The following is a 21,060-nucleotide window of genomic DNA, read 5'->3' as shown; positions in this document are numbered from 1 at the left end:
TCCCCCTTGAGAGCGCGGATTGGGTGCCGCCGCCCACCGGATATCGCCACCAGGCCGGGTGGCCTACGGATTATCACCTAGGCTCGCGTCCCTGTCGCCACCCTCCTGTCCTCCGGGGGCCCGACTTTCTCGTGCTGGCGGCAGGACGTGCCGGGGTGTCCGGGTGTGTCTCCACCCGCCCCGCTGCCTCATGGACCCGGGCCGTCTTCAGCCGGAGCGGTAGGTGGCGGGGCGCTCCCGGGAGGCCGCCTTCCTCTGGAGGGCGGGCAGGGTGATGGTGAACACGGCACCCCCCTCCGGGCGGTTGGCGGCGGTGAGGGTGCCCTGAGCGCGCGTCACCACGTCATGGGCCATGGACAGGCCCAGGCCCGTGCCGTGCTGGCCCTTGGTGGTGAAGAAGGGCTGGAAGATGGAAAGCAGGTGCTCCTCGGGGATGCCGGTGCCCTCGTCCTCCACGGTGATGATGGAGTGCCCCAGCGCCAGGCGTCCGCGCACGCGCAGGGTGCCGCCCTGGGGCATGGCGTCGCGCGCGTTGCGCAGCAGGTTGAGGAAGACGCAGCGCAGGTCCGCCGCGGAGCTCTCCACCAGCGGCAGCCGGGGCACGTCCACGTCCAACAGCAAGGTCAGCCCCTGCTTCGCGGCCCGGGACTCCAGCTCGTCGCGGGCAATCTCCACCGAGTCGCGCACCACGTCCGCCAACTGCACGGGCTCCACCGGGGACTCCGGCCGCTGGCGCGCGAAGTCACGCAGGCGCGACAGGCGGGTGGTGGCGTCGGCGACGATGCGCAAGAGCGTGTCCACGTGCGCGGGCGGCGCCGCCGCGGGGGCCGCCTGCTTGAGGTCGCTCATTTGGAGCATCTCCAGCCGGAGCTTCATCGCCACCAGCAGACTGCTCAGGTCATGTGCGATGCCGGAGGCCTGCTCGCTGAGCATGCGCAGGTGCTCGCGCTCGGCCAGCGCGCGGCGCTCGCGTGCCAGCGCCTCCTCCAAGTGAACCTGCTCGGTGACGTCCCGGGCGAGCACCAGCACCACGGGCGCCTCCCGGCTCACCCGACATACCCGCACCTCCATCTGCTGGTGACCTCCCGCGTAGCTGTAGCGCGCGGTGCGGGCCGTCTGTTCCACCCCGAGCGCGCGGGCCTCCGCGGCCACGACGCTGCGCAGGGTGAGCAGTGCGGGCCCTTCCTCCTGCCCGCTGTCCGTCACATGGCGCCAGGGACCTCGCGCCAGTGTCAGGGATTGCCATCGCAGGTTGACCCACAGCACCACGTCCTCTCGGAGCACCGCGAGCGCTCCCGCGACACCTTCCAGGGCCCAGGAGTGTCTGGCGGGCGCCTGGGGCTCGTGCGCGAAGTCAGGGCCGTGTGTCTTCCTCACCTTTTCAGCGATGGCCGAGAGTTCATTCTCAGGCAAAGACGCGGGTGACATGATTTGAGCTGTAACCCAGGCCGTGGACAGCGGCAAGAGCGGGGGACCCACGAGTGCGGACGTTCAGCCCGCACGGGTATGGGTTGTGTGGACTGCGTGTCCAAATCCCGCTGCGCGGAGTCTGGATGTCTGACATACGGATGAAGGTCCGCCATCGATTTCGTCTTGTGAATGGAGGGCCCCAGGAACGATGGAAACTCCTCACCTTGAACGTTCCTTGAACACTCTTTGAACATCCTCTGATGAACACGGCAACTGGTGCGGTGCTCGGCGCGCTGAATCGCGAGAGCACGGACTGCATCTGGAGTGGTGATGACAACAGACATTTCCAACGAGCGAATCCGAGTGGCCCTCCTGGAAGACCAGCAGGTCTTCAGGGAGAGTCTGGTATTGGTACTGGAGAGCGCCGGGATGGACGTGGTGGCGCGCTGCGCGCAGACACCGCCTTTCCTGGCGCGGGTGCGGGAGCAGATGCCGCACGTGGCCGTGCTGGACTTACGCCTGGAGCCGCCGGACCAGGATGGAACGACCACGGGCATGACGGCGCTGCAGTGTCTGCATGACTTCTATCCGACGGTGAAGGCGCTGGTGCTGTCGAGCCACCACGAGCCCGAAGTCGTGGAGCAGTGTCTCCAGGCGGGCGCGGCGGGGTACCTCTGGAAACACAACGTGGGTTGCGCGGAGGTGGTGGAAGCGGTGACACGCGTGGCGCGCGGCGAGCGGCTGATGCCTACGGGATTGTCCTGGGTCCCTTCCGTCCCGGGCTTCATGCCGCAGGAGGAGGTGCCCATGGGGAGCGTGGAGTTGGGGCTCCTGACGCCGCGCGAGCGGGAGGTGCTGGGCTACGTGGCCGCGGGCGCGGACAACCTCAAAATCGCCGCGTGTCTGAGCATCACCGAGCGCACGGTGAAGGCGCACATCACCAGCATCTACAAGAAGCTGGGCTCGGAGAACCGCACGCAGCTGGCGGTGCTCGCATGCCAGCTGGGTGTTCACCGCCCGGCAGGAGTCTGAGTCCCCGGGGCCGGCACTTGCAGGCAATGGGCACGTGCGCGCGGGCGTGTCAGGGTGTGAAGACCCTGGCGCTCCTCCCCCCTCCCCCCAAGCGCACGGGTCGTCGCGAGGAAGGTCCCCAGCGGGCCAGGGCAGAGCAGGACGTGGTGTCTGCCCTGGCCCGTGCTGTCGTCTCCGGGATTGGACGACGACGTCAGGGCTTCACGGCCGTCACCAGCTCGAAGGGCCCGCCGCGCAGCACGTCGACGTGCTGGAAGCCCGCGCCCTCGAGCATCTGGACGTAGAGCTCCACCTCGCGCAGCCGGCTGACGCACGAGTCCACGCCGATGAGGAAGTACGTCCAGAAGAACTGCGCGGCCAGCCGCTCGGGCGTGCGGAACTCCTCGCAGATGACGACGCGTCCCCCGGAGGGAAGCGCCTCCCACGCGGCCTTCAGCAGCGCCTGCGCTGTCTGCGCGGACCAGTCGTGCAGCACGCGGACGAACGTCATCACGTCGTAGCCGGAGGGCAGGGGCTCCGTGAGGAAGTCTCCGCCCACGAAGCCCAGCTGGGACGCGGTCAGGCCGAAGCGCTCGCGCGTGCGCTCCACCAGCGCCTGGGTGGCCGGCAGGTTGTAGACGTCCACGCGCGCGGCGGGGTGCTCGCGCGTCATCAACGCCGCGAGGCTGCCGTCACCGCCGCCCACGTCGAGCACGCGCACGCCGTCCTTCCACAGCCTCGGCGCGTGCAGGCGCAGCGACTCCAGGATGGGAGGCAGCCCCGCGGCCATGCTCGTCTCGAAGCCCTCCAACTGCTCCGGCGTGCGCAGGGGCCAGTCGAAGTCGTCGGGGGAGATGGAGTGCTGACCGCGCAGCACCTCGGGCAGCCGCCCGTGCAGCGTGTGCCACGCGAACTTCTCGCGGTCCTTCTCCCGACCCTGCGGCCCCACCACGGCGACGGCCGCCTCGCGCAGCCCCGGCACCGCGTGGTAGCGCGCCGACGCGAGCGCGTCCGTGTCCTGCTCGCGCGTCACCAGTCCCAGGCTCTCCAGGCAGTCCAGCAGCTTGTAGAGCCGGCCCGGCAAAAGGCCGTGCCTCGCGGAAAGCTCCGCCAGCGAGACGGGGGCGGGCCCCTCCAGCGAGTCGAGCAGACCCAGCTGGAGCGACGCCTCCACCACGTCCACCGCCTTCGCGCCGTTGTAGAGCAGGTGCAAGAGCGCGCGCGGAGAGTCCGCCACCGTGCGCGGCTTCGACGTCACGATTCGCCCCGGGGCGGAGGGAAGCCCGCGTGGTGTACCGGACACACGGCGCTGGCCGGAGGCGCGGCGTAGGCGTCCAGCGCGCCTTCCATGCAGCCCTCGCGACGAGCGCCTGGCGCATGGCCTCCCTCGCGCCGCCACCCGGACGTCAGCTCCACGCGCACGTCCCAGAGCTGACGGAACAGGGGCAGCGTCATGCGCCCCGCCAGCACCTGCGTGGGCAGGCCATCCAGCGCCTTCACCGCGCGGTCCACGCCGATGGTGCGCCGCACCAGCTGGAAGTGCGCGTGCAACCAGCCCTGGAAGGCCTCGTCCACGTCCACCAGTTGCTCGCACAGCCGCTTCAGGTCGTCCGGTCCGCCCTGGTACACGGCCAGCAACGTCCGGGCGCGTCGCGCGAGGAGCCGCTCCAACGCCTGCTCCAGCCCCTCCGCCGCCTTGCGCAGCATGTTGTAGCCGGGAGACTCCTGCCCGCTGCCATTGCCCAGGCTGCGACGGATGACCTGATAGGTATCCGGCGTCATCGTCTCCAGCACGGCCAGCTCCGACTTCAGGCCCTGGACGATGCGCGACACCCGCTCCAGCCTCGCGGACGCCGCCCACAACGCGTCGCGGTCCAGCTCCGCCACCACCTCCACCACCTCGCGCGAAGCCAGCTTCAGCCACAGCTCCTGCGCCTGGTGCACCACCTGGAACATCAGCTCGTCATGCGAGACGCGCTGCTCCTCCGGCGCCTGCAACGCCAGGAGCTGCGGTGTCTTGAGGTACACCTCGTAGTCCAGCTCTCCGCGGCCGACCCACTTCTTCAGCATCGGGTTGAAGAGAGGCTCATCCAGTTCCTGCCGCAACTTTTCCGCATAACTGTAACCATGTGGCGTGTGCATGGTGCCCTCCGAAGGGAGAGGTGGGCATTCAGAGGTGGGAGCGCGAAGGAGACGTGCCCGACTTGGGACAGCGGACGTGGCTCGCTACGACGGTGGGTACGGCGGGTGTCGCGCCCCGGGCCGTTGGGTGGCCCGGAGCACGGAAGGACAACGGCTCAGGTGGCCGGTGGCGGACGCGGCTTGAGGCGGAAGGTGCGCAGCCGGTTGGCCAGCTCCTCGCCCTGGACGCTCTTGGAGATGTAGCCGTCCGCGCCGGAGGCCAGCGCGAGCGAGCGCAGCTTCGACTCGTCCGAGGCCGAGTAGAGGATGAACTTCGTCTTCGCGGACGCGTACTGGCGCGCGAGGTTGACGACCTTGTCGCCCTTGAGGGCGGGGAAGTTGACGTCGATGAGGACGAAGTCCGGTTCGGAGGCGCTCACCAGATTCGACACGCCCAGCGCCGAGGTGTGGGTCAGCACCTCGAACCCATAGGAGCTCAGCGAGCGCTGGACGAGGTCGAGCAGGTCCGGGTCATCGTCCACCACCAGGACGCGTGCTTTTTCTTCAGCCATGGCTTCTCCCTAGATGCTTGCGGATCATCTCGAGCAACTGGTCACGATCAAGGGGCTTGGTGAGGTACGCGGTGCAGCCCGCCGCGTGTGCCTTGTCCTGATATTCCCGCCCCGCGTGAGCCGTCACCGCGATGACCGGCACGTTGGCCACGGAGGGTACCGCACGCAAGCGACGTGTTGCCTCCCAACCATCCAGTCGTGGCAGGGAAAGGTCCATCAGGATGAGGTCCGGATTGTCGCGCGTCGCGCGCTCCAGTCCATGCTCTCCGTCCTCCGCCTCGATGACCTCGAACAGTCCGCCCAGGTAGCGGCGGACGATGTCGCGATTCTGGGCACTGTCTTCTACATACAGGATGCGAGGCAGCCTGCCGGCGCTGGCGGCACGCTGGGACAACAGCAGGCCCTTGGCCTGGGCGATGACGTCCTCCAGCGCATGGCCGCCCTTCTTCACGAAGCCCGCGAAGCCGTCGCGCAAGAGCGACTCCTCCTCGTGGGTGAGCGACTTTCCGGTGAGCACGACGACGGGCACCTGGAGCTTCTCCGCGCGCAGCCGGCGCAGCACCTCGAAGCCATCCAGGTTGGGCATCATCAAATCCAGCACGACGAGCGACGGCGGTGAGACGCGCGCCTTGAGCAGCGCGTCCTCGCCGTTGCGAGCCTCGGCGGTGGAGAAGCCGGCGCGGCGCAGGTTGCGGCTGACCAGCTCGCGCGTGGCGGAGTCGTCGTCCACCACCAGCACCTCGCCCACGCCAGCGGACGTCCCCGACGGCTGGCCCAGGCAGCGCTGCACCACTTCGACCAGGCGCTCGGGCTCCACCGGCTTGACCAGGTACTCGCACGCGCCCAGCGAGAAGCCTCGGGCGCGCTGCTCCTCCACGGAGATGAGGATGACGGGGATGCTGGCCAGCGCCTGGTCACCCTTGAGCTGGCTGAGCACGGACCAGCCGTCCAGCTTGGGCAGGTGGATGTCCAGCAGGATGGCCTGGGGCTTGAGCTCCCGGGCGCGCTTGAGCGCGGCGATGCCGTCCTCGGCCACCACGACCTTGAAGCCCGCGGGCTCCAACTGGCCGGTGACGAGCTGCTGGATGAGCGGATCATCATCCACCACCAGCACGGTGCTGCCGGGCTGCGCCAGCGCGCCCACGTGCTGGGCGACCTCCGCCACGGGCACGCCGCGCTCGTGGGCCACCTGAGGCGCGCTGGTCGGCCGGTTCGCCGTGTTGGGCAGGCGCACGGTGAAGGTGGTGCCCCGGCCCAGCGTGGACACCACGTTGACGGTGCCACCGAGCACCCGCGACAGCTCGCGCACAATCGCCAGGCCCAGGCCCGTGCCGCCGACCTTGCGGGTGGTGGAGCCGTCCACCTGGCGGAACTTCTCGAAGATGAAGGGCAGCTGGTCCGCGGGGATGCCGACGCCGGTGTCCTCCACCGTCATCACGACTTCGTCGCCCGACGGCACCAGGCTCAGTGCGACCTCGCCCGTGTCGGTGAACTTGGCGGCGTTGCTCAGGAGGTTGAGCATGATCTGCCGCAGCTTCAGCGCATCGGTGCGCAGCATGCTCGCCGCGCCGTCGATGTGCGTCGTCAGGGCCACGTCCTTGCCCTTGAGGTACTCCTTCACCGTGGCCATGCACTCGTCGGCCAGCTCCTGCACGTCCACCGGCTCGGTGACGACATCCACCTTGCCCGCTTCAATCTTGGACAGGTCCAGGATGTCGTTGATGAGCGCGAGCAACGTCTTCGCGTTCGTCTTGACGACGTTCAAGTCGCGGCGGCCATGGGCCGTCAGGCGCGAGCCCTCCTCGCGCATCAAGAGGTCGCAGTAGCCGATGATGCCGTTGAGCGGCGTGCGGATTTCGTGGCTGAAGTTGGCCAGGAACTCGCTCTTGAGGCGGGCGGCGGCCTCGGCCTCGCGGGCGCGCTCCTCCTCGTTGCGCTTGGCCACCGCCAGCTCCTGGGCCAGCCGGTCCAGGTCCTCGTTCTGCTGGCGGATGATCTCCATCTGCAGCGCGCGCTGCTGGTAGGACGCCAGCGAGCGGGCGGACACGGCGCGGGTGCGCTTGATTTCCTCCAGGCTGGCGGCGAGCTGCTTGTTGGCCGCCTCCAGCTCCGCCTTGGACGCGCGCAGCATCTCCTCGTTCTGCTTGCGCTCGGTGATGTCCTCGGTGACGCCCAGCACGTAGCGGGCCTCGCCGCCGCCATCCAGGAGCGGCAGCTTGCGCGTGGCGAAGATGCGGTCCACGCCGCCCGCGCGCGCCACCTCCTCGAAGGAGCGCATCTTCTTGGTGGCGAGGATGTCGGAGTCGATGGCGACGAACGAGTCCGCCTGCTCCTGCGGGAAGTAGTCGTGGTCCAGCTTGCCGAGCAGCCACTCCTTGGTGACGCCGAACGCGTCCGCGAAGGTCTTGTTGGCCACCACCAGCCGGCGCGTCGCCGCGTCCTTCACGAAGAGGACGAAGGGCAGGGCGTCGATGATGTTGCCCAGAATCCAGTTGGTGCGGTGCAGCTCCTCCGCGGTGGCGTCATGGCGGAGCCTGTCCCCGGCCAGGGGCAGCTCGCGGCGCAGCACGGGCGCCATCCGGTTGAAGCGGTCCTCGCTGACGTAGTCGCGAGCGCCCGCGCGGGTGCTGGCCTCCAGCGTGTCGTCGCTCCAGTCGCGCGACAGCACGACGAAGGGCAGCTCGCGCGAGTGCTGGCGCCACAGCGCCTGCGCCTCCGCGAAGCCCAGGCCCGGCACTTCCGAACCGCACACGACGAGCGACCAGGAGCGCCCCAGCGCGGCCGTCAGGGCCTCGGTGCTGGTGGCGCGCTCGGTCCGGGCGACGACACCCGCGTGGCCGAGCGCCTCTTCCACGCGCTGGCACTCGCGCTCGCTCGCCACGAGCAGGAGGGTGGCGGTGTCCGTCGGAGGGACGGAGGAGGTGAGGGAGGTGGCCATGGCTCAGTTCGCCCCGAACACCAGCGTCGTCAACGTGGTGTTGATGTGGAACCCCGAGTAGATTTCGAAGTGCACGTTCATCCCAGCGGCGGTGGGTGCGGCCTTCAGGGTCTCCGCGAGTTCGGCCACGGAGTTGGTCGCATGCGCGTACCACATGCGCCCGCCGCAGTGGAACAGCAGAGCGGCCTGGGGGTTGTGTACCCGGCGGGGCATCTCCTCGGTGAAGAAGCTCCGCGTCATTCCCGCCATGTCACCCAGCTTCATCAGCTCCAGCTCGGTGCCTTCCTCCAGCAGGTTGGCGAAGAGGATGGAGCCGTCCTCCTGGGGCCTCCACGCCGCGCGGATGAAGTACTCGCGGCCCACGCGCAGCGCCGTGGGGCGCACCGCGAAGCCCCGGGGCGTGCCGAACTCCAAGTCACGCACGTCCTCCACGCCCAGGATTTCGGCGTAGCGCTTCGCGGCGGGGTGGCCGTCGATTTCGAGCGCGCGCGTGTGGCTCTCGTCCACCTTGGTGATGGTGAGCTTCTCGCCGGTGGGCACGTACCAGTGCGAGCGCAGCGCGGCCCAGGGGGCGCTGGTGCGGAACAGGGCGACGAGCACCGCGTCGGTGGCGACCTCGCCGTCCACGTGCACCAGCGCGGACTGCCTGGCCGGGTCCCGGTTGTCGTCGCTGGCGCCGCCGCCCACGAGCACCAGCGTCTGGCTGCGCTCGAGGATGCCGAGCAGCAGCTCCTCTTTTTTGTAACGGAAGCCGTCGTCGATGACGAGGCCGACATACCGGCGCGGATCCAGGTCCTGCTGCCGCACGCCCAAATCCTCGCAGGCGCGCCTGATGGCCACCTGTCCCGCGGAAATCGCATCCACGGAGAGCTGGGTGCCCAGGCCCAGGCCGACCTCCAGGTCGCCGGAGAGCGCGGACAACACCACGCTGCCCTCGTGGATGCCGGTGTTGTCCAGTTCGCCCGCCGTCGTGGCGCCCACCAGCCGGGTGCCCGGCGGCAGCCGCGCGCGCACCGCGCGGTTCAGGGCGTACGGGTCCCTGTCCCGCGAGGCGAACATCGTCACCAGCACGGGCTTGATGGCGCCCAGCTGGCTCAACAGGTCCTCCGCGGCGGCTTCGGGCTCCTTCAACGTGGTGCGAGCCGTCTGCATCTTCACTTGTGCCATGAAGGACCTCCGGGGGGACTGGCGGCGGCTAGAGGCCGGCGCGCGGGTGCTCGGTATGACAGGCGCCGGTGCACTGCTGGAAGGACTCTCTGCCTCCCCCGACGTACATGCTTTCGATGGGGCCGAACTTCGCCACGTGGCTGTCCGGGTAGCTCGTGTGGCACGACAGGCACGCGGCCTTGCTGGTGCGCTGGATGCTCTCCTTCGTCAGGTGACAGGAGGCGCACTTCTCCAGGGGCGCGTCGAAGCGGTTGGAGCGCGAGTGGATGAAGTGCGTGCGCACGAAGATGGGGCCTTCCAGTTCGAAGCCCAGCGGCGAATGGCACCCGTTGCATGCGGCGCGGTTGTCGTTGCCGTGCAGCACCTCGGACAGCTCTCCGCCTTCGCTGTGGCAGCTGTTGCACGGGCCCGTCGTCAGCGTCGCCTCGGTGCGCTTCTTCGTGCCCACCTGGATTTCGATGGTGCGCGAGCCCGGCACGTCCTCGCCCAGGTACACGCGGCGGCCCTTCACCGTCACCAGGTACGTGCCTGGCGTGGCGTCGGCGGGAATCTTGTACTGCCACGTGTCCGTGTTGGGGCGGTCCCAGAGGCCCTCGCTGGGGAAGAACGCGCCGCGGAAGACGATGTTGGCGAAGGGCAGGATGGCGAACTGGGAGAAGACGCCATCGCGCGCCTCGGTGGCGACCACCTGCTCATCGACCTCCGGGTCCAGGAACGCGTCGATGTCGATGATGGAGCGGATGGGCTGGATGTTCTGTGCGGGGCCGATGATTTGCGTCATCAGCATCCGCTCCCGGTGCTTGCGGCGGTAGTACGTCGTCGTCGCATCGAAGAAGGCCCGATAGTACTGGATGCCCGCTGCGTTTCCGCCGACGGGCGCGACCTCATTGTAGGACGGCAGACTTCCCGAGGGGTGAAGCCGTTTTCCTTCCCCGTCCCGCAGGGTGACCTGGAAGGTGATTTCGGACCCGGGCGCGTAGGTGCCGTCGTGGCGCGGCGGGGTGAGGGCGGCCACGTCGATGCCGAAGCCGTACGCATAGTCCGGGTTCTGCACCTGCTCCACGGGGATGGAGTAGGGGGCGAAGGGACGCAGGCTCCAACGCAGGCGCAGGGAGGTGGTGCCGGAGGTCAGCTTGAGGGTGCGCTGCTTGGCGTGCTCGTAGGCGTTGCGGACCTCGACGAGCGCCTCCTCCTCGAAGCTCCTGGCGCCCGTGCAGTCGTTGGGCGCGCGGCAGTCGGTCGTCGTGTGGATGGCGCGCAGGCGGCGGATGAAGAAGTCGTCGGTGCGGTCCCGGCGCTGGTGCTCGGCGCCGATGTTGAGGAGCACGGGCAGGCCGGTGAGGCGGCCGCGCGAGTCCACCGGCTCCACGGTGAAGAAGCTGGGCACGTCCATCCATGCCGCGCCCCGGTAGAAGCGGCGGCGGGTGAAGCCCGTCGGCCCGCCCAGGAGCACCGGCTCCTCGTCCACCGCGCGCACGCCCGACCAGCCCAGCCCGGCGAAGTCGCTGGTGGTGCGCAGCGTCTTCAAGTCCTTGTGGTCCGCGAGCGCCTGGACGGTGGCGCGGATATCAATCTGGCTGATGAAGAAGGTGCCGCCGGCGCGCACGCGCACCAATTCGCCCTGGCCGTTCTTCACCTCGAGCGCCAGACCCACGGGCTCGGGGGGGCGCGGGCGGCGCGAGTCGTCCCGGCCCGACAGCGCCTGGGCCTCCGACTCCAGCGCGTCCACCGCGACAGCCTCTTGCGAGTCCAGGTCCGGTCCGCCGCAGGCCACCAGCAACCCCGTCACCGCCGCCAGCAGCAACGTCTGGCTGGTCGTGGGGTAACCGAGCGAGCGGTGTGTACACGCCTCGCGCTGGGACCAGGGTGCTCCAAGTCCACCCATGGGTGAATCTCCTCGTACGTGTGGTTTCGGACGCCGCCATTGGCGCCCCGGCCAGTGGACCCTGTAGCCCTTCGTCGGGGGGACGATGTGGGCCGGGTCTCTCCCGTTTCCGGGTTTCCCCGGTTCGAGCCTTTTTAGCCGTACGAAGAATATCTGGATTGAACAGATGCCTTCAACTTCTAGGAAAATAATCCGCTGGGCTCAAACCCAGGAAGGCGTCAAGTGTCGGAATTTTCGCAATTCACTGAAGGAGTTACGGGAGGTCAGGCGCTGACTTGTAGGGGAAGGCAGGACCTGCCCTGGAGCGTCCTGGGAAGTTCAATGGTGAATTCCGCGCCTTCCCCGATTCGGCTCCGAAGGAGGATGGAGCCGCCGTGGGCTTCGACGAGCTGGTGGGCGATGTAGAGGCCCAGGCCGGTGCCGGGGTGATGAGGGCCGCCGTCGCCGTGGACGCGCTCGAAGCGGCGGAAGAGGCGCTGCTGGTCGCCGGGGGCGATGCCGAGGCCCGCGTCCTTCACGGTGACGCGCACATGGGTGGCGTCGCCGTGGACGCTCAGGTCGATGGGCTGGCCGTGGCCGAACTTGAGGGCGTTGCTCAGGAGGTTCGTCACCACGCGGTCCAGGCGCAGCCGGTCCCACTGCCCGGAGGTGTCGTCCTCATGGATGCGCACGGTGAGGGCGCAGCCGGCGGCGGTGGCCTGCTCGGCGTGGCGCTCGGCCACCTCGCGCACCAGCGCGGCCAGGTCCATGTCCTCGCGGTCCAGCGTCATGTGGCCGGCGGACAGGCGCGACAAGTCGAGCAGGTTGTGCAGCAGCCGGCCCATGCGGCGCGCCTCGCTCTCCACGCCCAGAAGGCCGTCCCGCAGGCGGGGCTCGTGCGCGGTGACGTCCAGCAGGCGCAGTCGGCGCAGCCTCAGCTGGAGCGAGCTGAGGGGGTTGCCCAGGTCATGCGCGGCCACGCCGATGAGCTCCAGCGCGCCCTGGGTCTCCGCGAGCAGGCGCGCGTTGTCCAGGGCGAGGGCGGCCCGGGCGGCCAGCTCCTCCATGAAGGCCCGGTCCACCTGGCCGTAGCGGCGGGCGCCGGTGGACAAGAGGCACAGCGCGCCCAACACGCGCGGGCCCACCGCCAGCGGCACGGTGAGGGAGGACGTCACGCCCAGCACGCGCAAGAGCTCCCCGTGCGCGGTGCCCTCCAGCGGCTGCGGCAGTCGCTCCGCGTCCACCTCTGGCAGCAGCTCCACGCGGCCCGTGCACACCACATGGTGGGGGCCCACCTCGTCGCCGTGCGGGCTGCGCAGGAGCGGCTCCCACATGCGGCTGGCCGCCTGCGTGTCCGCGCACGCCACGGCCTGGGGACGCACCTGTCCGTCCGCGGAGGGCAGGAAGAGGATGCACGCGTCGGCGACCTCGGGCACGCACAGGCGCGTGAGGGCCTCGCCCACTTCACGGGCGCCAGAGAGGGGCTGGAGGACGCGGCCCGCCTCGGCGAAGAGGGCCTGGGCGCGCTCCATGCGCCGGCGCTCGGTGATGTCGCGCGTCACCTCGGCGAAGCCCCGCAGGTGGCCGCGCGAGTCCCAGAGCGCGGTGAGCAGCGTCTCCGCCCAGAAGCGCGAGCCGTCGCGGCGCACGCGCCAGCCCTCGGACAACAGGCGCCCCTCGCGCGCGGCGCGCTCCAGGTGGGCCTGATGCACGCCCGCGGCGACCGCGTCCTCGGGGTGCAGGGGCTCCAGCGTGCCGCCGGTGACGTCCATCTCCGCCCAGCCGGTGAGGCGCTCGGCGCCGGCGTTCCACGCGGTGACGCGGCCGTTGGGGTCCAGGAAGCACAGCGCGTAGTCGGTCACCGCCTCCATCAACAGCCGCAAGCGCTGCTCGCTGTGCTCGTGCCGGGCGTGCAGCGGCGCGAGCGCGTGGTGCAGCACGAAGCCCAGCGCGCCCACGCCGGCAAGGCCCACGCAGCCGGCCAGCAGCGCCTGTCGCAGCGCGACGTGCGTGGTCTCCGTATGTGTGAGCAGTCCGTGCACCGCGGACAGGAGTGTCACGAGGAGCAGCAGACCGGCGAGCATGCAGGCGGACACACCCGCCCCGACTCGCTGAGCGAACGTCCAACGTCGCATCATGTGGCACTCCCCCCCATCCCTAGCGGGAACCCGCATCAGGAAGGCGACGTCCAGCATCCCTGATGTGAGGGAGCGGGAACATTGCCCGGTTGGACAAAGTCTGAGTCGCCCCAGGGCGCTTCGTGACTCTCCCAGGGTGGAAGTTGGACCACGCGGGGACCCCTGTTTCGGGGTCGGCGCGCGTCGGACGCGACAACTGGGGGTGTTGCGTGGCGGGCGCGGGGGCCCATCAGGAATGGCCATCGCCAGGGCAGGGGGTTATGAGGCGGACCCCCTCTTTGCTCGGGTCGTCCCGCACCGCCTATGTCCCTCGTCGAAGGTCTGAAGGTCCGCTACCTCCCGCAGCCCGAATGGGGTGTGGGACACCTGCTGTCGCTCCAGGAAGAAGGCGCCAAGGCGCTCGTCGTCTTCCCCGCTCGGGAGGACGCCCCGGTGCTGGTGTCCACCAAGGGCGGCGCCCTGGTGTCGTATCCGCTGCCACCGGGTGAGCCGGTGCTGACGTACAAGGGGCGGCTGGCCCTCGTCGTGGCCGAGGAGCCGGGCGCGCGAGGACTGCGCCGCTACGTGTTGCGCTACGCGGACACGGGCGAGGAGGACGAGCTGCCGGAGTCGGAGGTGCGCGCGCTGCCCCCGCGCTCGGACCTCTTGTCCACGCTGCGCGAGGGCCGCGTGGGTGAGGCCCGCGCCTTCACGCTGCGCAAGCAGGCCCTGGTCCTGGACGACGAGCGCCGCTGTGACGCGCTGGGCGCGCTCCTGGCCAGCCGCATCATGGTGAAGCCGCACCAGGTGGGCGTGGTGCAGCGCGTGCTGTCCGCTCGCCGACCGCGCTTCGTGCTCGCCGACGAGGTGGGCCTGGGCAAGACGATTGAAGCGGGCATGGTGTTCAGCGCACTGCGCCTGTCGGGCCTCGTGCGTCGGTGTCTGGTGGTGGCGCCCAGCCACCTCACCGTGCAGTGGTTGGTGGAGCTGTTCCACAAGTTCAACCAGCTCTTCACGCTGATGGACTCGGACCGCTACGCGCAGTCGCTCAAGGAGGTTCCGGATGTCTCCCCGTGGGCGCGCTTCCCGCTGGTGGTGACGAGCCTGGAGCTGCTCTCCCGCAGCGAGGAGCACCGCCAGGAGCTCGGCGCCGAAGGCGCGTTCTGGGACCTGGTCATCATCGACGAGGCGCACCACCTCAAGGGTGAGCGGGCCTTCGAGGCCGCGCGGGTGCTGGCGAAGAACTCCTGGGGCCTGTTGCTGCTCACCGCCACGCCCATGCAACTGGACCCGGCCGAGTACCACGGGCTGCTCACGCTGATTGACGCGGCCACCGCGCCCAGCGTCGCGGGCTTCGAGGAGCGCCTGGCGCGCCAGGAGGAGCTGTCCACCGCGGTGCGCGCGCTGATGGAGGGCGGCAAGGGCAAGCCCGACGCGGCGGTGAAGGCGCTGGCGAAGCGCTTCCCCGAGGACGCGCGGCTCAAGACGCTCAAGGAACCGGAGGCGCTGCTCCAGCATCTGGCGGAGACGTACAGCCTGAGCGACAGGCTGGTGCGTAACCGTCGTGCGGTGGTGGGTGGTTTCTCCACGCGCAGGCTGCATCGCCACCCGGTGACGCTGCCGGCGGAGGAGCTGAAGGTCCGCGACGCGGCGCTCGCCACGTTGGCGGCGGGCACGCTGCGGGGCGCGCCGCTGGGCAACGTGCTGCGCCGGCTGGAGTCGAGTCCCGCGGCCTTCGCGGGCGCGGTGCGGTCCAACCCGGTGTTGAAGGCGCAGTCAGAGGTGCTGAAGCTGCCCTCGCGCGACGCGAAGTTCGGCGCGTTCCTGGGGGTGCTGCGCGGCGTGTGGAAGGCGGAGCCCGCGGCCAAGGTGCTCGTCTTCACGGAGAGCCGGGACACGCTGGAGATGCTCCAGGCGGAGCTGGGGCGCGAGGGCGTGGAGGCGCTGGGCTACCACGGCGACCTGCCGCTCTTGGAGCGCGACAGGCAGGTGGCGCGCTTCCGGGGGCCGGAAGGTCCGAAGGTATTGCTGTGCACCGAGGTCGGCGGCGAGGGTCGCAACTTCCAGTTCGCGCACCACCTGGTCCACTACGATTTGCCCTGGAGCCCGGCCACGGTGGAGCAGCGCATTGGCCGGTTGGACCGCATCGGCCAGACGCACCCGGTGGAGATTCACGTCTTCGACTCGGTGGGCACGCTGGCGTCGGACGTGCTGACGCTGCTGGCGGACGCCGTCGGTGTCTTCGGCGAGACGGTGGGCGGCCTGGACGCGGTGCTGGAGGAGGTGGAGGACCGGCTCGCGGAGCTGGCGCTCCTGCCGCGCGAGGCGCGCGTGTCCTATTCCGCCGAGCTGAAGGCGAAGGTCGAATCAGCGCGCGAGCAGGTGAAGCGCGCGTATGACCCGCTTTTGGATGTGCGCAGCTTCGACCGGCCCGCGGTGGAGCGACTGGTGAAGCGCGCGCAGGAGCGGATGGGCCTGGAGCCCGACGAGGACGAGGACGGCGAGGCGCCCGGCGTGGAGGACGGCCTGTGGAGCGTCGCCCGGGACTTGGACGAGCGGCTGGAGGAGACCGTCGCGGAGCTGGCGCGGCGGGTGGGCATTGGCGTGGACATCGACGAGCAGGTGGAGGCCTTCCAGGTGGCCTTCCAGTTCGGTCACGCGCTGAAGGTGGACGGGCTGCCGGGGCTGGACGTCATGGAGGACCACACGCGGCTGGGCACCTTCTGGCGCGACACGGCGGTGGAGGCGGAGGAGCTGGAGTACTTCGCCACCGGGCACCCCCTGGTGGAGGCCCTCTTCGGCTTCCTGCGCGACGGCCCCTATGGGCGCAGCGCCTTCCGCTTCATCGAGAAGCGCGGGCCGCTGAAGGCGCGTGGGGTGGAGCTGCTCTACCACGTGCAGCTCCCGGAGCCGGAGGACACCTCCCCGGGCGCGCGCGTGCCCAGCCGTCAACTGGCGCGCTTCCTGGAGCGCACCCTGCTGCACGTGGCCGTGGTGGACGGCGGCGCGGCGGGGCCCAAGGTGGAGGACTCGCTGATCCCCGCGCTGGAGGCAGATGGCAAGTCGCTCAAGGGCGACGAGGTGTCACGCGCCTTCCCGGGCTTCGACGCCTTCGTGGACGCGGCGGTGCCAGTGGGCCAGCGGGGCGCCGAGGCGGCCCTGGCGAAGCTCACCACCTCCGCGCGCGAGGCCATTGAAGCCGAGCGGGACTCCGCCCTGGAGCGCCTCCGGCTGTCCCTGGACCATCAGGGCCTGTCCGACGATGCTCTCGCGGCCCAGCTCGGCGCCGAACACTCGCACTACGAGCGGTTGCTCCAGGCCCTGAGTGGGTCCAAGGTGACTCTCGACTCCGCCTGCGGGTTCGTCATCAATCGCTGAGAATCCTCTCGGCGGGAAAGAAGTTGTGACGCAAGGTGTCAATTCACTGATGCAGACAGTCCCACTGTGTCGTTGACAGTGGGACTGGGTACTGACTTTGGTTACCGGTCCACTTGACCGATTCCTCAATCAACAAGATTCAGGGAATTGAGTGATGTATGGTTCCCCGCGCCACGTCACCCACATCCAAGCAATCCGGACAGGCAGCGGTGGAAGCGGCTTTGACGCTCCCGCTGGTCGTGTTCCTGGTGTTGGGGACGCTGCAGCTCTTCATGATGCTGCAGGCGCGCATCCTCGCGCAGGTGGCGGTGTACCGGGCGGTGCGGGCGGGCAGCCTCAATCACGGTGACTGCCTGCCGATGATGCACGCGGCGATGGTGACGATGCTGCCGTCCATCGTCCGCACGGACAGCCCGCAGATTCTGGCGGACGCGTTCCGGATGCGGCGGGACAACGAGTACCGGGTGATGAGCTCCTACGGGAACCTCTTCAACGGGCCCATGGTGGAGATTGTCCGCGACTCGCCGGACCCCGCGTGGGTGAACGCGCTCGCGGGCAACGAGGACTTGCTCTTCGACCAGCCCACGGACAACGACGCGGCGCTCGACAACCGCACGTTGGAGATCCGCATGGTGGCCTGGTACTACATGCGCATCCCCTTCGCGAACTGGGTGATGAGCCGGATGTTCCTGGCCCACTTCGGACTGCGAAACTACACGGCCACCAATCCGCTGATGCCGGCGCAGAAGCGCTCGGACTGGTGGAACGACGAGGCGCCGCCGCTCGGGCCGAATGACTGGCCGGGTGGCGCGCTGGACGAGCGCATGGTGACGTGGAGCAACCGGGGACACTTCGTCTTCCCCATCCAGGTCCACGCGGCGATGCGGATGATGACGCCAGTGATGGCCGACAACTTCTCGCGAGGTGCCGAATGTCCCGTTACCGGCTTCTGAAGACCTCGCGAGGGCAGGCCCTCGTGCTGTTCGCGCTGACGCTGCTCTTGCTCGCGCTGATGGTGCTGATGACGCTGGGCTTCGGCATGCGCGCCAAGGAGCGCGTCGAAATCCAGATGGCCGCGGACGCGGCGGCCTACAGCCAGGCGGTGGCGACGGCGCGCACGTTCAACGCGATTTCGGTGATGAACCGCGCGCAGGTGGCCCACATGGTGGCCATGGCCGGCACGCAGGCGCTCATCAGCCGCAGCAGCCAGGTCTACGCGGCCCACCTGGTCTGCACGCCCGTCTTCACGCCGGTGGTGTGGGAGCTGATGGACAAGGCCGCCGCCACGCAGGTGAAGGTTCTCCAGGGCAGCGCGGGCAACCTCTACCGCGCGGGGCTGAACATCTACAGCCACCTGCTGCGCGAGCACATCTCCGAGCAGCGGCTCGCGCTGCGCATCGCCCGGGGTGCGAATCCGGAGCTGGAGGCCACGCCGGATGGTTCGGGCAAGAGCTTCCAGGAACTCAACGGCGACGACGCGGTGCCCAACCACGAAGACCTGATGAACGCGGTGCGACGCGGCGGTGGCGGGTGTGGCAGTGGCGCGGTGTGCGCGGTGGGCGGCAGCACGTCGGCGCACCTCAACGCCACCATGGGCAGCCTGGGGTGGACGTGGGTGCACAACCGGCCCACGGGCGGCGCGGGGTTTGGCACGGGCGGGGCCGCGCGGTCCGCGGCCTTCCGGCGCTACAGCGCGGCGGCGGAGATGGACCCTTCGACGTACACCACCGTGTCGGGCCGCAACTCCTCGGGGCATGACCATGCGACCGCCATCCTGCCCACGCGGTGTGCCAGCAACCCGCCCCCCATTCCGGTGCCGGTGACGGATGCGTGGGTGATGTCCGACGAGCAGCAGACGCCCGAGGACCAGCACGTGTATGGCCTGCGCCTGCCGCCCGGTCAGGCGCCGGAGGCCGGCGAGCCGCTGTTCGAGCGGCACACGCTGGGCGCCTGTGTTTCCTGCCCGGGCATCTGGCCGTTCGCCATGGGCTACAACGTGGACTCGCTGCAGCGGGGCGCGGGCAACCACTATGGGCAGCCGAAGCTGTACTCGGTGCTGCACCGTGACTACGGCAGCGATGCGCGGCGGCGGAGCCCGGACCCGTGGAACCTCTTCTTCCGGTTCAAGTTCTCCGCGGAGAACACGACGGAGTTCGACAACGCCATTCCGCTGGGGCGCTCGCGTCCCACGGGGCGTGAGAGCGTGCAGCGCAACCAGGTCGCGTTGTCGGCGGGCATCGTCTATTACCACCGGCCGCGCGCGGCGGGGCAGGGGGGTGGATGGCGTGAGCCGCCGAACTTCCTCAACCCGTTCTGGCGCGCCACGTTGGTGAGTCCGGAGGGCTCCACGGATGACAGGCCCGCGGCGAGCCTGGAAGCGGCGGGCTTCGCCGAGCACGGGCGGGTGTTGAGGGAGCTGGAGCAGGCGGGGTATCGCGGCGGCAGCCGGCGGGGAGCGGGGTACTGACATGCGCTCGCGAGCGGCACGAGGACAGTCCCTCGTCGAGACGTCGCTGGGTTTGATGGTGTTCATCACCATCCTCCTGTTCGGCATCTACTTCGCGGAGGTGGGGGCGCTGACGTTGAAGGTGCAGGAGGCCGCGAACTTCGCGATGTGGAACGCGACGGGCCGTGTGATGCACGACCCGGAGGACCGCGAGTGGCAGCGCCCCTCGGCGGTGACGGGGGCCCTGGCGGAGGCGAACGGCCGCTACGTGGACTACGACGGCCGCAGCCGTATGGATGGCGCGGGTGGAGTGCCGCTCCAGTTGGCGATTGCGCGCGCGCAGCCCATCCGGGTGGACTGTGAGGCGGAGCTGCCCGACGGGGTGCCCACGCTGAGGCCGGCGGATGCACAGGGGCCGCTGGCGTCCATGCGGGTGTTGTCGCCGGGGATGCGGTGCACGGCGTCCACGCAGCTTCGCGCCGAGCGCATCGGTCGCTTCATGGAGCCGAGCTTCTTCCAGGCGTCGCAGCGGCGCGCGGCGGCGACCTTCCGGGTGTGCGCTGCGGGGCGTGCAACGGGTGGCGAGTGCCGGGGGCGGTTTGGCTTGTTCCTGGATGACTGGGGCCTGTCGACGGTGGATGAGGGACGGGCCTGTCCGCTGAGCATGAACAGTGGGGCGGTCTGCGGCAATCGGGACTACTACCTCTGGGCGGAGCGTGTGTACCGCACGAATGGTGGAGGCGGTGGGGCGGGGTCGGCGCTCGCGGCGCTGGTGGGCTCGGAGTCGGTGAACGAGGACCAGTTCTTCATGAGCTTCCGGGGCGAGGAGGACCGCTACCAGGAGAACATCGGTGGGACGCACGCGGGTGGCCAGTCGGTCTGGGAGACGACGCCCTTCAGTGCGCCGAACCTGAATCGCCCGTACAACGTGGCCCGGCAGAACCGGTGGCTGGGCGGAGTGCGGGTGCGGTGAGGTCCGTGTTCGCCGCGCTGGTGCTGCTGAGCGTGGCCGCCGTGCATGCCGCGCCCGTGAACTCCAAGCCGGAGGAGGGCGCGAGCACCGCGTCCGCGAGTCCGAAGGTTGAAGCTGGTGCGAAGGCCGCGAAGGCTGGCTCCTCGCCCGCGCGCCCGACGGTGGAGACAGGTGCGGGCGCAACGAAGTCGAGCGCTGCATCCGCGAGTCCGAAGCTTGAGGCCGGTGCGAACGCCGCGAAGGCGGGCTCCTCGCCCGCGCGCCCGACGTTGGAGGCAGGCGCGAGTGCGGCGAAGTCGAGCACTGCATCCGCGAGTCCGAAGGTTGAGGCAGGCGCGAGCTCCGCGACGAAGCCCGGCTCCGTGCCCACGAGCCCCAAGTCTGGAGCCGGCCCGAGCAGCGCACCCACGGGCGTGGCATCGCCGGACAGCGCGCCCCGCTTCGCCTGGCCGTCGATGCGCGTCCTGGAACAGGTGGACGCGAGTGAAGTGGTGGAAGCGGGCGGCGTGCCGGTGGTGCTTCGCGCGGTGGTGGTGAAGGAGCGCGCGGAAGACCTCATCCAGCGCTTCGCGGATGCCTTCCGTGCCGGCGGCCTCCATGTCCCTCCAGGCGCCGAGCAACCCCAGCTCGCGAGCGGCGCGGCCATGCTCACCGCCATCGACATGTACCGGGGCATCACCTTCACCGTCATCCTCCAGCCACAGGATGTCGGCGTCACGCTCGTCTACCTGGGCGAGGCCAACCACACCCTGCGCCGTGAACCAGGCACCGAGGGCGATGTCGCGTCACTGCCCCCAGGGGCCCGACAGGTCTTGCGTGTGAATGACGAGGGCTCGAGGACGCTGTCCTTCCTCGTGCCCATGTCCGCGGGCGAAGTGGATGCCTTCTACGCCCAGGCGCTGCGCCGCGACGGTTGGCGCCGCGAGGACGGCGACATGACGGTGTACACGCGCTCGGGCGAAGAGCTGCGCATCGTGCACGAGCCCGCGGAGGGCGGTCTGCGCTCCGTCGTGCTCGTCCATCGGGGCCGCTCCCCCGCGCGGTAGACGGCCCACCCCGAGCC

The 21,060-nt window shown here is 69.7% G+C and carries 14 protein-coding genes; 6 read left to right on the top strand and 8 right to left on the bottom strand.

Going from position 1 to position 21,060, the window contains the following annotated elements:
• Window positions 1-207: 207 nt before the first annotated feature.
• Window positions 208-1,377, bottom strand: a complete 1,170-nt coding sequence (locus HUA74_RS46905; protein WP_174457425.1) for an ATP-binding protein — start codon at window positions 1,375-1,377, stop codon at window positions 208-210.
• A gap of 363 nt (window positions 1,378-1,740) precedes the next feature.
• Here HUA74_RS46905 and HUA74_RS30950 point away from each other — a divergent pair, with 363 nt between their 5' ends.
• Window positions 1,741-2,442 (top strand): response regulator transcription factor, encoded by a 702-nt coding sequence (locus HUA74_RS30950; protein ID WP_217439206.1) that lies wholly within the window; start codon window positions 1,741-1,743, stop codon window positions 2,440-2,442.
• Window positions 2,443-2,635: 193 nt separating this feature from the next.
• Here the strand turns inward: HUA74_RS30950 and HUA74_RS30945 are convergent, their stop codons facing one another.
• The 7 genes from HUA74_RS30945 to HUA74_RS30915 all read right to left on the bottom strand — a co-directional run bounded on the left by HUA74_RS30945 (window position 2,636) and on the right by HUA74_RS30915 (window position 13,221).
• Window positions 2,636-3,679, bottom strand: coding sequence for a methyltransferase (locus tag HUA74_RS30945; RefSeq protein ID WP_371817330.1), 1,044 nt, complete (start codon window positions 3,677-3,679; stop codon window positions 2,636-2,638).
• On the bottom strand, window positions 3,676-4,563 hold the full coding sequence (locus tag HUA74_RS30940) for a tryptophan 2,3-dioxygenase family protein (protein WP_174457424.1): 888 nt from the start codon (window positions 4,561-4,563) through the stop codon (window positions 3,676-3,678). The genes HUA74_RS30945 and HUA74_RS30940 overlap by 4 nt, the downstream gene beginning before the upstream one ends.
• A 155-nt stretch (window positions 4,564-4,718) precedes the next feature.
• Window positions 4,719-5,114 (bottom strand): response regulator, encoded by a 396-nt coding sequence (locus tag HUA74_RS30935; RefSeq protein ID WP_141641807.1) that lies wholly within the window; start codon window positions 5,112-5,114, stop codon window positions 4,719-4,721.
• The gene (locus HUA74_RS30930; RefSeq protein WP_174457423.1) at window positions 5,107-8,052 is read right to left on the bottom strand and encodes a response regulator; all 2,946 of its coding nucleotides are present in this window, start codon (window positions 8,050-8,052) and stop codon (window positions 5,107-5,109) included. Before HUA74_RS30930 ends, HUA74_RS30935 begins: the two co-directional genes overlap by 8 nt.
• A 3-nt stretch (window positions 8,053-8,055) precedes the next feature.
• Entirely contained in the window at window positions 8,056-9,219 is a 1,164-nt protein-coding gene (locus HUA74_RS30925) for an FIST signal transduction protein (RefSeq protein WP_174457422.1), read from the bottom strand.
• Window positions 9,220-9,247: 28 nt separating this feature from the next.
• The gene (locus HUA74_RS30920; RefSeq protein WP_174457421.1) at window positions 9,248-11,104 is read right to left on the bottom strand and encodes a cytochrome C; all 1,857 of its coding nucleotides are present in this window, start codon (window positions 11,102-11,104) and stop codon (window positions 9,248-9,250) included.
• Window positions 11,105-11,367: 263 nt separating this feature from the next.
• A complete protein-coding gene (locus tag HUA74_RS30915) occupies window positions 11,368-13,221 on the bottom strand; it encodes an ATP-binding protein (RefSeq protein WP_174457420.1) in 1,854 nt (617 codons plus the stop codon).
• A 303-nt stretch (window positions 13,222-13,524) separates the two neighbouring features.
• Here HUA74_RS30915 and HUA74_RS30910 point away from each other — a divergent pair, with 303 nt between their 5' ends.
• The 5 genes from HUA74_RS30910 (at window position 13,525) to HUA74_RS30890 (ending at window position 21,043) form a co-directional block, all read left to right on the top strand.
• Window positions 13,525-16,578 (top strand): helicase-related protein, encoded by a 3,054-nt coding sequence (locus HUA74_RS30910; RefSeq protein ID WP_174457419.1) that lies wholly within the window; start codon window positions 13,525-13,527, stop codon window positions 16,576-16,578.
• A gap of 158 nt (window positions 16,579-16,736) precedes the next feature.
• Window positions 16,737-17,531, top strand: a complete 795-nt coding sequence (locus HUA74_RS30905) for a TadE family protein (RefSeq protein WP_141641801.1) — start codon at window positions 16,737-16,739, stop codon at window positions 17,529-17,531.
• Window positions 17,510-19,045: a pilus assembly protein gene (locus tag HUA74_RS30900; protein WP_174457418.1), complete on the top strand. Its 1,536-nt coding sequence runs from the start codon at window positions 17,510-17,512 to the stop codon at window positions 19,043-19,045. The genes HUA74_RS30905 and HUA74_RS30900 overlap by 22 nt, the downstream gene beginning before the upstream one ends.
• 1 nt (window position 19,046) lies before the next feature.
• Window positions 19,047-19,997 (top strand): hypothetical protein, encoded by a 951-nt coding sequence (locus HUA74_RS30895; protein WP_174457417.1) that lies wholly within the window; start codon window positions 19,047-19,049, stop codon window positions 19,995-19,997.
• Window positions 19,994-21,043, top strand: a complete 1,050-nt coding sequence (locus HUA74_RS30890; RefSeq protein WP_371817329.1) for a hypothetical protein — start codon at window positions 19,994-19,996, stop codon at window positions 21,041-21,043. Before HUA74_RS30895 ends, HUA74_RS30890 begins: the two co-directional genes overlap by 4 nt.
• Window positions 21,044-21,060 lie beyond the last annotated feature (17 nt).

This window comes from Myxococcus sp. CA051A (assembly GCF_013336705.1).
Lineage (GTDB): Bacteria > Myxococcota > Myxococcia > Myxococcales > Myxococcaceae > Myxococcus > Myxococcus llanfairpwllgwyngyllgogerychwyrndrobwllllantysiliogogogochensis.
This window is presented reverse-complemented; position numbering and strand designations above follow the sequence as displayed.